The sequence below is a fragment of the Streptomyces sp. NPDC001231 genome, from assembly GCF_042896885.1.
Lineage (GTDB): Bacteria > Actinomycetota > Actinomycetes > Streptomycetales > Streptomycetaceae > Streptomyces.
In genome coordinates, this window is the sequence record NZ_JBIAXS010000005.1 from 239,749 (window position 1) to 253,921 (window position 14,173).

General features: G+C 74.2%; 13 protein-coding genes. 5 read left to right on the forward strand and 8 right to left on the reverse strand.

The annotated features are described in order from the left end of the window. Window positions 1–58: 58 nt before the first annotated feature. The 4 genes from ACFY3J_RS08830 to ACFY3J_RS08845 all read right to left on the reverse strand — a co-directional run bounded on the left by ACFY3J_RS08830 (window position 59) and on the right by ACFY3J_RS08845 (window position 4,551). Window positions 59–1,906 (reverse strand): VWA domain-containing protein, encoded by a 1,848-nt coding sequence (locus tag ACFY3J_RS08830; RefSeq protein ID WP_390840599.1) that lies wholly within the window; start codon window positions 1,904–1,906, stop codon window positions 59–61. Window positions 1,907–2,021: 115 nt separating this feature from the next. Further along, window positions 2,022–2,939, reverse strand: coding sequence for an endonuclease/exonuclease/phosphatase family protein (locus ACFY3J_RS08835; RefSeq protein ID WP_384175059.1), 918 nt, complete (start codon window positions 2,937–2,939; stop codon window positions 2,022–2,024). Window positions 2,940–3,044: 105 nt separating this feature from the next. Further along, window positions 3,045–3,977, reverse strand: coding sequence for a hypothetical protein (locus tag ACFY3J_RS08840; protein WP_390840632.1), 933 nt, complete (start codon window positions 3,975–3,977; stop codon window positions 3,045–3,047). Window positions 3,978–4,110: 133 nt separating this feature from the next. Continuing rightward, on the reverse strand, window positions 4,111–4,551 hold the full coding sequence (locus ACFY3J_RS08845) for a hypothetical protein (RefSeq protein ID WP_384174594.1): 441 nt from the start codon (window positions 4,549–4,551) through the stop codon (window positions 4,111–4,113). 125 nt (window positions 4,552–4,676) lie between these two features. Here ACFY3J_RS08845 and ACFY3J_RS08850 point away from each other — a divergent pair, with 125 nt between their 5' ends. Next, entirely contained in the window at window positions 4,677–5,738 is a 1,062-nt protein-coding gene (locus ACFY3J_RS08850; protein ID WP_384174596.1) for a hypothetical protein, read from the forward strand. A gap of 54 nt (window positions 5,739–5,792) precedes the next feature. Beyond that, window positions 5,793–6,083, forward strand: a complete 291-nt coding sequence (locus ACFY3J_RS08855) for a hypothetical protein (protein WP_390840601.1) — start codon at window positions 5,793–5,795, stop codon at window positions 6,081–6,083. Between the two features lie 317 nt (window positions 6,084–6,400). On the opposite strand, the gene ACFY3J_RS08860 is transcribed toward ACFY3J_RS08855, so the two are convergent. After that, entirely contained in the window at window positions 6,401–6,565 is a 165-nt protein-coding gene (locus ACFY3J_RS08860) for a hypothetical protein (RefSeq protein WP_384174600.1), read from the reverse strand. 188 nt (window positions 6,566–6,753) lie between these two features. Between ACFY3J_RS08860 and ACFY3J_RS08865 the strand changes: the two genes are divergently transcribed. Then, entirely contained in the window at window positions 6,754–8,097 is a 1,344-nt protein-coding gene (locus ACFY3J_RS08865) for a tetratricopeptide repeat protein (protein WP_384174602.1), read from the forward strand. A gap of 221 nt (window positions 8,098–8,318) precedes the next feature. On the opposite strand, the gene ACFY3J_RS08870 is transcribed toward ACFY3J_RS08865, so the two are convergent. Further along, the gene (locus ACFY3J_RS08870; RefSeq protein ID WP_390840602.1) at window positions 8,319–9,089 is read right to left on the reverse strand and encodes a hypothetical protein; all 771 of its coding nucleotides are present in this window, start codon (window positions 9,087–9,089) and stop codon (window positions 8,319–8,321) included. A 295-nt stretch (window positions 9,090–9,384) separates the two neighbouring features. Here ACFY3J_RS08870 and ACFY3J_RS08875 point away from each other — a divergent pair, with 295 nt between their 5' ends. After that, entirely contained in the window at window positions 9,385–10,356 is a 972-nt protein-coding gene (locus tag ACFY3J_RS08875) for a nucleoside hydrolase (RefSeq protein WP_384174606.1), read from the forward strand. A gap of 72 nt (window positions 10,357–10,428) precedes the next feature. On the opposite strand, the gene ACFY3J_RS08880 is transcribed toward ACFY3J_RS08875, so the two are convergent. Next, window positions 10,429–11,385: an LAETG motif-containing sortase-dependent surface protein gene (locus ACFY3J_RS08880; protein WP_384174608.1), complete on the reverse strand. Its 957-nt coding sequence runs from the start codon at window positions 11,383–11,385 to the stop codon at window positions 10,429–10,431. A 321-nt stretch (window positions 11,386–11,706) separates the two neighbouring features. On the opposite strand from ACFY3J_RS08880, the gene ACFY3J_RS08885 reads away from it, so the two are divergent. Beyond that, on the forward strand, window positions 11,707–13,404 hold the full coding sequence (locus ACFY3J_RS08885) for a glycoside hydrolase family 13 protein (protein WP_390840603.1): 1,698 nt from the start codon (window positions 11,707–11,709) through the stop codon (window positions 13,402–13,404). A gap of 38 nt (window positions 13,405–13,442) precedes the next feature. Here ACFY3J_RS08885 and ACFY3J_RS08890 read toward each other — a convergent pair whose 3' ends face one another. Then, window positions 13,443–14,159 (reverse strand): DUF4142 domain-containing protein, encoded by a 717-nt coding sequence (locus ACFY3J_RS08890; protein WP_376397628.1) that lies wholly within the window; start codon window positions 14,157–14,159, stop codon window positions 13,443–13,445. Window positions 14,160–14,173 lie beyond the last annotated feature (14 nt).

A 14,173-nucleotide genomic window follows, 5' to 3' on the forward strand; every position in this document is an offset into this window, starting at 1 on the left:
GAAGGGGCGGCCCTGGTGCAGCGTGGTTACGGGCGCGCGGTCCCGTGGGGCGCGCGGGTCACGGGCGCCAGTTCGCCAGTACGCCCTCGTAGAGCTCCTGGTCCGTGAGCTCGCGGGGGGTGGGGCCGGCGTGGAAGAAGGACGCGGTGTCGGTCTTCAGTTTGCGGAGGTAGTCGAAGGCCTTGTTGTCGTGCTCGCCGAAGGCGACGAAGGAGAAGAAGACAGCGGGGTGCTTCTTCGCCGCGTCGGTGAGGGACTGGGTGGCCGGGGTCTTGGCGTCCGGCGCGCCGTCCGTCTGGAAGATCACCAGGGCGGGGGTCGCCGGGTCGTCGGCCGACTCCGCGCGGTGGGCCAGTACGGCGTCCACGGCGGCGTGGTAGCTGGTGCGGCCCATGCGGCCGAGGGAGCCGTGCAGGTCGTCGATCCGGTTCTCGTGTTCGGCGAGGGTCAGCTCGCCGGTGCCGTCCACCTCCGTGGAGAAGAACACGACCTGGACCGTCGCCTCGGGGTCGAGGTGGGCCGCGAGGGCGAGGGTCTGCTCGCCGAGGGCCTGGGCGGAGCCGTCCTTGTAGTACGGGCGCATGGAGGCGGAGCGGTCGAGGACGAGGTAGACCTTGGCGCGGGTGCCGGTGAGGTCGTACTTCGCGAGGGCGGATGCGGCGGACTGGTAGGCGGTGGTGAGGGCGGGGGCGTGCGAGTGGATGTGGGCGAGGGGGGTGGCGGGCTCGGTGCCCGTGGTCTCCGCCTCGGGTTCGGCGTCCGGCTCCGGCTCGGACTGGGCGTCCGGCGCAGTGTCGGTTTCGGCGTCCGGCTCCGGCTTGGTTTCGGCGTCGGTGTCGGCCTCGGCTTCGCCTTCGGCCGGTGAGGGCGACTGCTCAGACGCGGGCTCCGGTTCCGGCTCCGGTTCCGTGGTCGGCTGTTCGGCTGCCGGTTCGGGGGTGGGCTCGGCCTCGGCTTCACCTTCGGCCGGTTCGTTCCCGCCCGCACCACCCGTGCGGCTTTCGCTGTCGGGTGCGAGTGGCCCTCGTGGGGCTTCCTCGCCGTCGGCGGCTTGCGGGGTGTCGGCCTCCGGCTCCGCCTCGGTCTCGGTCTCCGCCTCGGTCTCGGCCTGCGATTCGGGGGTGGGCTCGGCCTCGGCTTCGCCTGCGGCCGGTTCGTTCCCACCCGCACCACCCGTGCGGCTTTCGCTGTCGGGTGCGAGTGGCCCCTCCGGGGCTTCCTCGCCGTCGGCGGCTTGCGGCGCGTCGGCCTCCGGCTCCGCCTCGGTCTCAGCCTGGGCCTGCGGTTCGGGCGTCGCCTCGGGCTCCGGCTCCTGCTCCGCTGCTGCCGGTTCGGCTGTCGGTTCCGGGGTCGGCTCCTCAGCGACCGGGTTGGAGGTCGCAGACGCCGGCTCGGCTGCCGGAGCCGGTTCTTCGGCTGCCGGTTCCGGCTCCGTGGCTGCCGGGGTCGGCTCCTCGGCTGCCGGTTCGAGGGCCGGCTCAGGCTCCGACTCCGGTTCCGTGGCTGCCGATTCGGGGGCCGGGGTCGGCTCCTCGGTTGCCGGTTCGGGTGTTGCCTCGGGCTCCGGCTGCGGTTCCGCGGCTGTCGGTTCGGGGGTCGGGGTGGGCTCCTCCGTCGATTCGGTCGGGTCCACGGGGGTGGCCGGCTTGGGGACGGTGACGTTGTCGAAGGCGGCCGAGACCAGATCGTGTTCGTCGCCGGTGGAGGGCCGGGGGTCCGGGACGTGGACGGTGGCGGGGGGCTCCGGGGCGGACTCGGCCGCCGGGGCGGGGACCTTCGGCTCCGGCTGCTGGGCAGCGGTGGGGGTCGGCTCCTGGGTTGGAGTCTGCTCCGCACCCTCTGCCTCGGCCGTACGCCCCTTGCGTGACCGGCCGAACGCGTTCCGCAGGAGAGTGAGAATGCCCATGTGCGCAACCCTTCGTGAGTTGATGCCCGTCAATCCCTGGCCAGGACGGACACGTAAGGTTAGCGGCCCCGAGTGGTGATCTTGGGCAGGGGCGAGTACCGGCAGGCGGGCCGTGTCAATGCGATCCTCGGCCGTCGTGCAGCGTGATGTCGACGAGCAGCGCGCGGTGGTCGGTGTCGGCCAGGGCGAGGAAGCGGGCGCCGGTCGCGGAGAAGTCCGGTGAGACGAGCACGTGGTCGATCTGGGCGCCGAGGGTGGGCGCGGTGCGGGCCGGCCAGCTGGGAGCGCGCTCGGCGCCGGCCAGGCGGGCGGCGTCGCGCAGTCCGGTGTCGATGATGCTGCGGAAGGCCGCGTGGTCCTGGGAGGCGTTGAAGTCGCCGGCCAGCACGGTCGGGGTCGTACGGTCCGCCGCGGCGAAGGCGCGCAGCCGGGCGAGTTCCCGGTGCCAGAGCGCGACCTGGCCGGGCAGCGGTGGCATGGGGTGCGCGAGCTGGAGGCGTACCGCGTGCCCGCGGACGTCGGCGACCGCGCCCGGCATGCCCATCGTGCCGCGGACCCCGGCGGTGCCGCGCAGGGCGTAGCGGCTGAGGATCAGGGACCCCTGCGAACCGCCCGCCCGGACCGCCCGCCGGTACGGGTAGTCGCCGCCGACCTCCCGGTCCAGCGTCGCCTGGCAGGTGTACTCGCACTCCTCGACGAAGACGATGTCGGGCCGCTCGCGGCGGATGACCGGGGCGAGGGCCGGGGCGCCACGCCCGAACTGCACGTTCGAGGTCAGCACCCGCACCCCGGCCACGGCATGGCCGGCCGGCGCGGACACCCTGCCGTACGGCTCGATGAACCACGCCAGCAGCCCCAGCAGCGCCACACCCCACACCGCCCCCGCCCACCAGCGTCCGCGCAGCGTGAACGCCAGGCCCAGTCCGGTGGGCACGAGCAGCCACGGCAGGAAGGCGAGGAGCTGCGGTACGGGCGTGATGCCGTCGCTGTCGGCCAGCCGGCACCCGACGACGACGCTCACCCCCGCGAACATCAGCCCGGCGCACCAGCTCGCGAACCGTCCCCCCTGCTTGGTCACGACGACGAGCCTACGGGGTCGCCACGGACCCCGGGCGTCCTGCGCGCGGGAGCAGCGGGATCAGACGCGCACGCGTGGCGGCGGCTGCTCGGGGCGGGTCTGGGTGGTGGGTGCCTCGGCCGCCCGGCGGCGGCGGAAGGGCCGGCGTGGGCGACGCGAGAGCCAGGTCAGCGCGGCCACCGTCAGACCGAGCGCGACCAGGATCCACGAGGTGGTGCGCAGGGTGGCCGTGAGGGCGTCGTAGACGGCGCCGACGGCCGGCTGGGAGACCTCGGCGGGGAGGTCGGCGAGGGTCAGGCTGCGGCCGATGGCGACGGCGAGGGCGAGCAGCGCGCCGCCGAGGGCAGTGCCGAGCGCGGTGGCGGTCAGCGCCCGGCGGCGGCGGGCGGCCAGGGCGAGCCCGGCGACGGCGAACGCGACGGCCGCGACCGGCAGCCAGAAACCGGCGACTTCGAGCACGTGGAACCCCTTCCGCAGGCGGCCCAGTTGCTGGGCCGGAAGCAGATCGACCTCGGTGTGCTGGACGGGGATGCGGTTCGCGAGCGGTACGTGGTCCTGGGCGAGCCGGGCCTTGACCTGGGCGGTGACGGGCGCGAGGTCGACGGTGACCGGGCGTTCGAGGGGGTCGCGTTCGTCGCGCAGGGCCCGCAGCACGGCGTCGTGGGCGGCCCGGTTGCCCTCGTTCCACGCCGTGCGGAACGCCTCGGTCTGGGTGAACGAGCGGACCGCGTCGTGCACGAAGGGGGTGATGGTGCCGGGGTGCACCTGGGCGTCCAGCCCGTGGCCGATCTCCTGCACGATCCCGTCCCCGACGGTGTCCGCGATCGCGTCGCGCACGTCCGGGTCGTCGGCGAGCGGCGCCATCGTGGTGACGTAGCGACCGGTGTCGGAGAGCCCGTACGCCGCCCAGGCCGACAGCACGCCGAACGGCACGAGCAGGCACGAGAGCGCGATGAGCACGGCCGACAGACCGCTTCGCATACGTCGGGACACGTTCTCAGCCAAGGCCGTCTCCCGCCCCTCCGCGAGCGGAGGGGCGGCATTCGGGTGACCGGGAGAGCGGGTCGGTCGGTTCGGACGGGTCGGTCGGTTCGGGTCGACTGACGCGGGTCAGCGGATCAGCGGGTCAACTCACGCGATGGCCCGCCGCGTCCTCGTGCGTGTAGAACCAGTAGAAGCAGAAGAGGCCCGCGACGATCGCGATCCCCAGCGACAGACCGACCGTCGACACGAGCGCATCGCCGCTCTGGCTGTAGAGGAAGCCGAACGCCACGCCGATGAAGGCGAACCACAGCGCCGCGTGCTGCTCCCGCCGCAGCCGGGGGCCGAGCATGAGGACGCCCGCCAGGAGCACCGTGAACACGATCGTGGTCACGAAGCCGAACAGCACGTTCCACCCCGTGATCGGTCCGCCGTCGCGCCGGTCGGCCGCGGCCCAGTAGCCGTAGACGAGCCCCAGCGCGAGCGGTCCCGCCCACCGGCCGATGGCGTGGGCCCGGTTGCTGAACAGGTTCGGTGGGCGGGTGGTGCGGGTGGTGATACCGGACACGGGTGCCGCGTGAGCCATGAGAGCGCTCCTCTCTCTCCTCGCCCCCGCCTACCAGAGCACACCGGGGAAGGGGCCCTGGCAAGTCGGTGGAGCGGTTAACGTGCTGACGTACGCGACCGACCGGATCACGACACGGGGGGACGATGCCCGGAACCGTGCTGCTGCTCGCGGCCGCGCCCGTGGGCAGGGGGCGTCTGGTGGACGCCGCGTCCGTGCTGCCGGTGCTGGCCGCCGTGGCGCCCTCCGTGCTGTCCGGCACGGACACCGCGACCGTGGTGGAGCTCGCCGACCCGCTGGAGCCGCAGGCCGTGCTCACCCGGCTGCGCGCGGCCGCGGCGGCGCCCGGCCCGCTCACCGTGTTCCTCACCGGCCAGCTCCAGCTGGACCGCCGCCAGCACCTGCCCCACCTGGCGCTCGCCCGCACCACCCCGGCGACCGTCCGCTACACGGCCCTGCCCTGGCACTGGCTGCGCGAGGAACTCCGGCTGCGCCCGGACGGCACCACCACGGTCGTGGCCGACCTGCACGCGGACGCGGAGAGCTGGGAACTGCTGCGCGGGCGCCCCTTGGACTGCGGGCACAACATCGCCCTGTACGGCCGGATCGCGCCGCCGCCGCCCCGGCGCACGGTGGCGGCACCGGCGTACATGAGGGCGGTGGCGACGATCCTGCGCAGCGGGCACCGGCCGCCCCCGGCGGAGCTGCACGAGCAGGCGCTGTCACGGCTGACCGAGGAGTACGGCGGCCCCGGCCTCGTGCTCACCGCGCCCGGGCCGGGGCCGGCCGACCCGCACACGGTCATCGCCGCCTGGGTGCAGGCCGGCCGGCACGGCGACGCCGACGCGCTCGCCGCCTGCTGGGAGCGGGCCGCCGCCCTCGCCCACGGAGCGGCCTCCGAGGACGCGCTGCACTGGGCCGAGGTCCGCGCGGACCTGGCGATGTTCGCGGGCGACGCCGCCCGCAGCTGCCGGGCCTGGCTGACCGTGGCCACCACCCGCCTGGCGATGGGCCAGGCCGCCGACGCCGTGGCCGTCGAGACCGCCGTCGACCGCGCCCACCACCAGTGGGGGCTGATCCACGATCCGGAACGGGCCCGCGAACTCGGCTCGGTGCTCGCGGAGTTGCGCGGCCGGGTGCCGGGTCGGCGAGAGGGCGCGCTGGACCATGTGCGCCGCCAGCTGAGCCAGCTGCAGACGCAGGCCTGAGGCGGGGCCGGCGCAGATCTGGCGCGGGTCCGACGCGGGTCCGACGCGGTTCTGGTGCAGGTCCGACCCGGGTTCGCCGTGGCCGGTGCGGGTCCGGTGTGGCCGAAATGCCGTCCCGGTTACGCCCGCGGCATCCTGCTGCCCGCCCTCCAGCGGGCGGTCTCCCGACCGCGCCCGCCGCTCTACGGGGCGTTCACCCAGGCCTTCACCGCTCAGCTGGGTGCCCTGTTCACCGACGACCCGCCCAGTGACGCGGTGCCGGCCGGCCGGCTGGACGAGGCGCTGCGCCGAGCGCTGCCCGGGCTGAGCGCGACCCGCGACGAGGGCGCCGAAACGGGTGGCTAGTGCTGTGACCGGAGAGGTTTGCCGGGAAGCTCGCGGCGTCCGGTGCTGGGGGCACCTCCCACGCCGTTCAGGCAGTGGGGGAGCATCGCAAGGCGGAGCATGACCCGCGTACTGGATGTACTCGGGTGATGCGACAACTTGCTGGGGGCACCTCCCACGCCGTTCAGGCAGTGGGGGAGCATCGCAAGGCGGAGCATGATCCGCGTACTGGACGTACTCGGGTGATGCGACAACGCGGCTGGGGGTCCCCCCTGCTCGAAGAGCTTGGGGGAGCCGTGCCGGGCGTCGCGAGCCGGTGAACCTTTCCGTTCACAGCACTAGCGGGTCTGGACCGCCTGCGGGGCGGGGACCGGGTCGGCCGAGCGCACCGGTCCGGCGTTGGCCGCCGCGACCAGGGCGGCCACGGCTATGACGGCCGCACCGAATCCTCTGACGCAACGTGCGGAGAAGTGTCCTTGGCGCGCGACAGTGCGTCCGAGCACGGCAACCGACCTCGCAACGACAGTGATGGATTAAGCGCGTTTAACGCACTCTCCAACGTAGGGGGTGAGGGGGCCGAACGGAAAGTGCGCCAGGGCGAGTTGGGACCTGCTGCGCATAAGGTCCGGTGCTGACCTCCGGTCAGTGGAGACGGCTCGCCGCAACTCGGCTTACTGGCATGATGAACCGCATGGCGAAGCGGGACGACCCGGAGACCATCGGGCGCAGGGTTCAGCGGCTACGGCGGGAACGGGGCCTGACCCAGCGGCAGCTGGCGGAGCCGGCGTACACCCCCGCGTACATCTCCACGCTCGAGGCGGGACGGGTCCGGCCCTCCGACGAGGCGCTCAAGCACGTCGCCGAGCGGCTCGGGGTCGCCTTCGACGAACTCGCCACCGGACGCCCGGCCCATCTCGCCACCGACCTGCGCCTCAGACTGACCGAGGCCCGGCGCACGCTCGCCACCGGGGAGTCGGTGAAGGCGGCCGAGCAGTACACCCGGCTGCTGGCGGAGGCCGAGGAGCACGAACTCGTCGACGTCCAGGCCGAGGCGCTGCTGGGGCTCGGTGAATGCGCCCTGGAGACCGGCGAACTGGAGAGCGGCCGGCAGTTCTTCGAACGGTCCGAGCGGGCCCTCGCCGACGCGCCGCTGCCCGCCCGGGTCCCGGCGCTGCGCGGCCGCGCCGTCTCCCACTACCTGGCGGGGGAGCTGCGGTACGCCGTCTATCTGATGGAGTCCACCCTCGACGAGCTCAACCGGGGCGGGCTGCACGACCCGGACGCGCTGCTGCTGCTCTACGCCGGCGTCATCGGGCCGTACATGGACATGGGGGCGCACGCCCGGGCGGCCCAGGCGGCCGAGTTCGCGCTCGCGCTGGCCCCGCAGGCGGGTGATCCCGCACTGGTGGCCCGGATGCACCGGTCGGTGGCCCGCACCCTGCTCGCCGAGGGCCGGATCGCCGAGGCCGACGCCTCGCTCGCCAAGGCCGCCGAGCTCTACCGCGCCCTCCAGTTGCGCACCGAACTCGCCAACTGCCACTGGATGCGCGGCTATGTGTGTGCGCAGAACGGCGAACTGGAGCGCGCCGAGGAGGAGTTGCGGGCCGCCCAGGCCATGCTGTCCGCCAAGCGTGCCGCGCTCTACACCAGCCAGGTCGCGGTCGAGCTGGCCGACGTCCTGCACCGGCGCGGCAAGTCCGAGGAGGCCGCCGACCTGCTGCGGAACGTCCTGGGCGACCTCTCCCCCGAACGGGGCGCCGTGCACGCCGCCGCTGCGCACCGCCTGCTCGGCATCATCGCCGAGGACACCCGCGACACGGAGGCCGCCGAGGAGCACTACGTGCGTGCGCTGAGCCTGCTGGAGCGGGCGGGCGCGGCCGGCGACCTGGCCGACCTGTGCCGCCTCCTCGGTGATCTGCTGCGCCGCACCGGCCGCGTGGAGGCGGCCCTGGACGCCTACCGCACCGGCCTCGGCCACCGCACCGCCCCCGGCACCACGACCCTGGGCCCGGCCCCGGCGCAGCCGCCGCTGTGACGGCCCGCCCGCCGCGGTGACGGCGGCGGCGCGCGGCCCCCGGGGGGCGGACCCCGTCGTTTCCGGGGGCGGTTTCCGGGACGGTTTCCCGGGGTGCGCGGGGGGTACCTGCCGCGCACCCCGAGCCGGGGACTCGCGTTGGCGGTTCTCCTCGTTCGGCGCGTGTGAGTGCGTCTGGTCCCGGGGCGGCGCGCGGACGGGCGACGACGGCCGGCCTGGGCTCAGGCCGGGGTCCGTGCCTTGCGCTGCACCGCCGTCAGGCGGTTTACGGCGTGCTGGACCGCCTGTTCGGTGGCGTCCCGCGGCAGGGTGCCCAGGGCGCCGGTGGTGAGGACGATCGCGTCGTCGCCGACGCGAACCGCGGCGAGGTCCAGGGTGAGGGTGGTCAGGGTGTCCTCGTACGACTCGGCGGTGAAGGTGAGGCGCAAGCCCTGGCGGGCGTCGCCGACGTTCGGCAGGGCGAGGTCCGCGACCCGTACGTCCAGGAAGTCGGAGTTCGTGGCCGTGGCGGTGAAGTCCGCGCAGGTCTGCGGCATGGTCTTGAGCCAGGCGAGGCTGCGGTCCACGTCCGGGGCGCGCAGCGCGAGCACCTGGTGGCGCAGCTGGGCCCCGTCGTCGCCGTCGTCGTAGGCGGCCACCGCGTGCGCGCCCGAGGGAGTGCCGAACGGTTCCTCGGTGTAGAGGGCGTCGAGGAGGCGCCCGCACTCGGTGGTGTCGGCTCGCGCCTTGAGCACACCGTCCCGCCAGGTCGCCGCGCCCTGGGTCGGCGCCCACAGCGATCCGAGGTCGGCCTGGGTCAGTAACGCGGCCCGCGCCTGGTCCGGCGTGAGCGCGGCGGCCGGCGCGGCGGCGGGGCCGGGCCGGCGGGTGGCCACCGGCGTGGAGGCGTGGACGGCCCGCCCGGACTGCCCGGCGGTGCAGGCGGCCCCGGTCAGCAGGACGGCCGCGCAGAGCGCGGAGGCGGCCAGGACACGGGCCGGGGTACGGGACATGCATGCCTCCAGACGGACGGAACGCGCGCCGCGGACCTGGCGTCCGGGCGGCGGCGCTCCTCCCACGGCACCACCGGGCGGCCCCGCCCACCAGCGCGCCGGTCCGTCCGGGTGAGCGCCGCGGAGGGGGGAAGGCCGGCGGACGGGCGCGCGCGGCACCGGGCGGGGCAAGTGACGATGGTGATGGGCCCCGTACGCGGCACCAGAACGCGGCACCCGTACGGCGGAACCTCCACGGCGGACCCCTCGCGGCGGACCCCCCGCGACGGACCCCGTACGACGGAAGGAGCGCCCTGTGACCTCGCGGCCCACTCCTGTGATCATCGACTGCGACACCGGCGTCGACGACGCGCTCGCCCTGCTGCTCGCCGTCCGCCACCCGGGCCTCGACCTGCGCGCGGTCTCCTGTGTGGCCGGGAACACGGACGTGGACCAGGTGGTACGGAACACGCTGACCGTCCTGGAGCAGGCGCGCGCTCCCGCCGTCCCGGTCGCGCGGGGCGCCGAGCGGCCGCTGCTCGAACCCCTGCGCACCGCCCTTCATGTGCACGGCAAGGACGGCATGGGCGACCTCGGGCTGCCCGCGCCGACCCGCCGTCCCGCGGACGTGGACGCGGTGACGCTGCTCCGCCACGCGATCCTGGACTGCGACCGCCCGGTCACCCTGATCCCCACCGCGCCGCTGACGAACATCGCCCTGCTGCTGCGCACCCACCCCGAGGTCACCCGCAACATCGAGCGGATCGTGTTCATGGGCGGCGCGGTCGCCACCGGAAACGCCACGCCCGTCGCCGAGTTCAACGTCTGGCACGATCCGGAGGCCGCTGCCGTCCTGCTCACCGCGGGCGTGCCGATCACGATGTACGGGCTCGACGTGTTCCAGCGGGTGCTCGTGCCGGAGGCGGACGTACGGCGGCTGTGCGGGCGCGAGGAGCCCGGCGCCCGGCTGGCCGGACTGCTGCTGTCCCGCCCCGACCCGGCCGTCGCCGTGGACGCCCCGCACGGCGTCCTCGGCGACGCGGGCACGGTGTGCTCGGTGGCCGACCCGGAGGGGCTGACCACCCACCGGCTGCCGGTGGAGGTGAACCTCGCGCCGGGCCCGGCCCGCGGGCAGACGGTCGTCGACCGCCGCCCGCGTCCGGGCGAGGCGGAACTGCATGGAGAGGACCGCGAACAGGCCCTGGTCGACGTGGCGTTGGACATCGACGCCGAGCGGTACGTCCGGCTGTACCTGACCACCGTCGAGGGCACCGAGGACAGTGCCTAGGTCAACTCCCCTGGCGCCGGCCGCCGTCGGCGAGCCGCGGCGGCCGGCACCCCGCGATGTGATCCGCGGGGGTCAGGAGGACTGCTTCGCCGCCCGGCGACGCGTGGCGACGACGAGCGCCGCGCCGCCCGCCAGCAGCACCGCCGCGCCGCCCGCGACGAGGCCGGTGCCGCTGCCGCCGCCGGTCTCGGCGAGGTCGCCGCTGCCGCCGTTCGGGGCCGGGGCCGGTGCGGTGGTGGACTCGGAGGCCGACGGGGCCGGGGCCTCGCTCGGCTGCGTCGCCGGGGCCGACGAAGGGCTCTCCGTCTCGGCGGGGCTCTTCGTGGCCGGGAGCGTCGGCTCCTCGGCCGGGGCCGACGACTCGGGGGCGGACGGGGCAGGCGGCGTGGTCGGGGGCTGTTCCTCGGTGGCCGTGCAGTCCTTGGTGCCACCGTTCCAGGCCGCGATCAGCTTGTCCTTGATGACCGGGCGGTCCGGACCCTTGGGCAGGTCGCCGTGCTCGAAGCCGTCGTTCGCGTCCGCCTTGCCGTCGAACTTGACCGCGCCGCGGTAGAGGTCGATCTGGGCGAAGCAGCCCGCGTCCGGGACGGCGATGTCGAGGGAGCCGGTCTCGCCCCGCTTCACCGTCACCGTGTCGAAGTCGACGAACACCTGCTCGCCGGAGGTGGCGAAGGTGGCGCCGTGGGCGAGGTAGGAGGCCAGGGAGGCGGTGCAGGTCGTGGCGTCGTGGGCGGTGCGGACCGTGATGTGGACCTTGCCGTCCTCGGTGGGCCGCAGGTTCTGGTCGTCGACCTTGACGGCGTCGTAGAAGTTCTTGCCGTCGAGCGAGAACTGGCAGCGGTCGCTCTCGGTGACCGTGCCGGCGCCCGTGCCGGGCTGGTAGCGGCCGCCGCCCTTCCAGCCCTCGCCGCCTGGCGCGCCGTGGGCCCAGGCACCGGAGGCGGCGGCGACGGAGGCGGCACACAGGGCGAGCGTCGCGGCGCCCGTTCCCAGCAGGCGGGCGGCGGAGACACGACTGGCTATGGACATACGGATCCCATCTTGCTTGTGCGCGGGGTGGCTGGTCGCGGGGCAACGGCACGGACCAGGACGGGCCGACGGAAGGTCGAAGGGAACAACGGGCCCATCGGTCACATGCGCCACAGTGTGAGGTCATGGTCGTGTGTGCGGCTGAGCCTGTCAATCTGCCGGAACACAAAGGGACTTCACGCCTTCATCACGCTTGTGCCACATAGGGAGCGACTCACTCCGTCACGGGGGCGGTGTTCACTTTTCGGGCGATGTGGACAGAGTTCTCGTGTCGCCCGTAGCCATCCGTACGTCCGCCGTACGCACCGAAGAGGAGACCGCGTGACCGATCCCGCCCCCACGCACGACTCCCCGCACGACTCCCCCCAGGACACCGCGCCCGACCTGTCGTCCAGGAACCCGGACTGGTGGCGGCAGGCCGTCGTCTACCAGGTCTACCCCCGCAGCTTCGCCGACTTCGACGGCGACGGACTCGGCGACCTCCGCGGCATCACCGGGCGGCTGCCGCACCTCGCCGCCCTCGGTGTGGACGCCGTGTGGCTCAGCCCCTTCTACCCCTCCGAACTCGCCGACGGCGGCTACGACGTCGCCGACCACCGCGACGTGGACCCCCGCCTCGGCACGCTGGACGACTTCGCCGCCCTGACCGCCGAGGCGCACCGCCTGGGCCTGAAGGTGATCGTGGACCTCGTCCCCAACCACACCTCCCACCGGCACCCCTGGTTCCAGGAGGCGTTGCGGGCCGGCCCCGGCTCCCCCGCCCGCGACCGCTACGTGTTCCGCGACGGCCGCGGAGCGCACGGCGAACTCCCGCCCACCGACTGGCAGTCGGTCTTCGGCGGCAGCGCCTGGCGGCGGGTGCCGGACGGGCAGTGGTACCTGCATCTGTTCGCGCCCGAGCAGCCGGACCTGAACTGGGGCAGCGCGGAGGTGCGCGCCGACTTCCGCACCACGCTGCGGTTCTGGGCCGACCGCGGAGTGGACGGCTTCCGCGTCGACGTGGCGCACGCCCTGGCCAAGGACCTCGACGAGCCGCTGCGGGACGTCGGGGGCATCGGCGCCACCGGCGAGGGCGCACTGCCGCTCGTGCCGCCCGGCAGCCATCCGTACTACGACCGGGACGAGGTGCACGAGATCTACCGCGACTGGCGGCGGATCCTCGACTCCTACTCCCCGCCGCGTACGGCGGTCGCCGAGGCCTGGGTGCCGGGCGCCCGGCGCGCGCTGTACGCCCGGCCCGACGAACTCGGCCAGGCCTTCAACTTCGAGTACCTCCAGACCGGATGGGACGCCGGCCAACTGCGGCAGGTCATCACCGAGTCGCTGGCCACCGCGCGGGCCGCGGGGGCGTCGGCCACCTGGGTGCTGTCCAACCACGACGTCGTACGGCACGCCTCGCGCCTGATGCTCCCGCCCGGCACCGACGAGAACGCCTGGTTGCTGTCCGGCGGCCGCGCCCCGGCCGTCGACGGGGCGGCGGGGCTGCGCCGCGCCCGCGCGGCGACGCTGCTGATGCTGGCGCTGCCCGGCTCGGCCTACCTCTACCAGGGCGAGGAACTGGGCCTGCCGGAGGTGGCCGACCTGCCCGCCCAGGTCCTCCAGGACCCGGTGTGGGAGCAGACCGGCCGTGCCCGCAAGGGGCGCGACGGCTGCCGGGTGCCGCTGCCGTGGACCACCACCGGGGCGTCGTACGGCTTCGGTCCGGGCGCCGCCTGGCTGCCGCAGCCGCCGTGCTTCGCCGCGTACGCCGTCGAGGCGCAGGACGGAGTGGAGGGCTCGACCCTGGAGCTGTACCGCTCGGCGCTGCGGCTGCGCCGCAAGCTGCTGGAGGGCGAGTCGCTGACCTGGGTGGAGGGCGGCCCGGCCGGGGTGCTGGCGTTCGCCCGCTCCGGCGGCCGGCGGTGCGTCACCAATCTGTCGGGCCGGGCCGTGCCGCTGCCGCCGGGGGAGGTGCTGCTGAGCAGTTCGCCCCTGACGGGGCGCCGGCTGGACCCGGACACCACCGTGTGGCTCGCGTAGTCCCCGCGCGCGGGTTCTTTCCCGCGCGCGGGTTCGCCTCAGCCCGCCGCCGGGCTGGGGCTCGGGTCGCCGGGCAGCACCAGCGGGCTCGACGTGGCGTTCGGCGGCGGGGTGAGCACGACCTCGGGCTGCCCGCCGGAGGGGGGCGGCGGGGTCAGGTCCGAGTCGGGCAGCTTGGGCGGGGTCGTCTGCATGAAGAGCACCTGGTCGAAGTTGACCAGGCCCGTCTCCTCCATGACCGTGATGTGGTCCAGGACGGTGGCGTTGGCCTGGTTGGCGAGCTCGCGGACCAGGCTGTTCTTGGTGGTGGAGCGGATCTTCGCGATGGTGTTGAAGATCGAGCCGTGCGTCACGCGCAGGATGTTGGCCATGTCGGAGTCGAACTGCTTGCCGGTGTCCCCGGCGAGCTGGGTGACGAAGCCCTGCTGCTGGGGGCTGGCCACGTTCGGCAGCGTGATGTTGAGCATGGGGGCGATCCTGCGGCAGCTCACGTCCAGTTGCGCATGCCCGTCGATCAGGTGCTTGCCCGCCTTGACGACCTCCTTGGTGGTCCCCTTGCTCACCGCCATCTCGCCGACGGGGTACTCCCACAGCCCGGCCGCGCGCACCTTGACCACGAAGTCCCGGTCCGCCTCCGTCAGCGGCCCCCACTGGGTCTGGGCGATGATTCGGGAGCCGTCGCTGGAGACCTTCTCGAGGCCGAGCATGCTGGGGTAGGCGAGCGCGACCAGGGTCAGGCTGAGGGCACCGCCCACAAAAAGAGTTCCCG

Excerpts from the sequence above, each read along its gene's own strand:
- ACFY3J_RS08830 (WP_390840599.1), bottom strand. The coding sequence starts at position 1,906 with ATGGGCATTCTCACTCTCCTGCGGAACGCGTTCGGCCGGTCACGCAAG.
- ACFY3J_RS08835 (WP_384175059.1), bottom strand. The coding sequence starts at position 2,939 with ATGTTCGCGGGGGTGAGCGTCGTCGTCGGGTGCCGGCTGGCCGACAGC.
- ACFY3J_RS08865 (WP_384174602.1), top strand. The coding sequence starts at position 6,754 with ATGGCGAAGCGGGACGACCCGGAGACCATCGGGCGCAGGGTTCAGCGG.
- ACFY3J_RS08845 (WP_384174594.1), bottom strand. The coding sequence starts at position 4,551 with ATGGCTCACGCGGCACCCGTGTCCGGTATCACCACCCGCACCACCCGC.
- ACFY3J_RS08850 (WP_384174596.1), top strand. The coding sequence starts at position 4,677 with ATGCCCGGAACCGTGCTGCTGCTCGCGGCCGCGCCCGTGGGCAGGGGG.
- ACFY3J_RS08880 (WP_384174608.1), bottom strand. The coding sequence starts at position 11,385 with ATGTCCATAGCCAGTCGTGTCTCCGCCGCCCGCCTGCTGGGAACGGGC.
- ACFY3J_RS08870 (WP_390840602.1), bottom strand. The coding sequence starts at position 9,089 with ATGTCCCGTACCCCGGCCCGTGTCCTGGCCGCCTCCGCGCTCTGCGCG.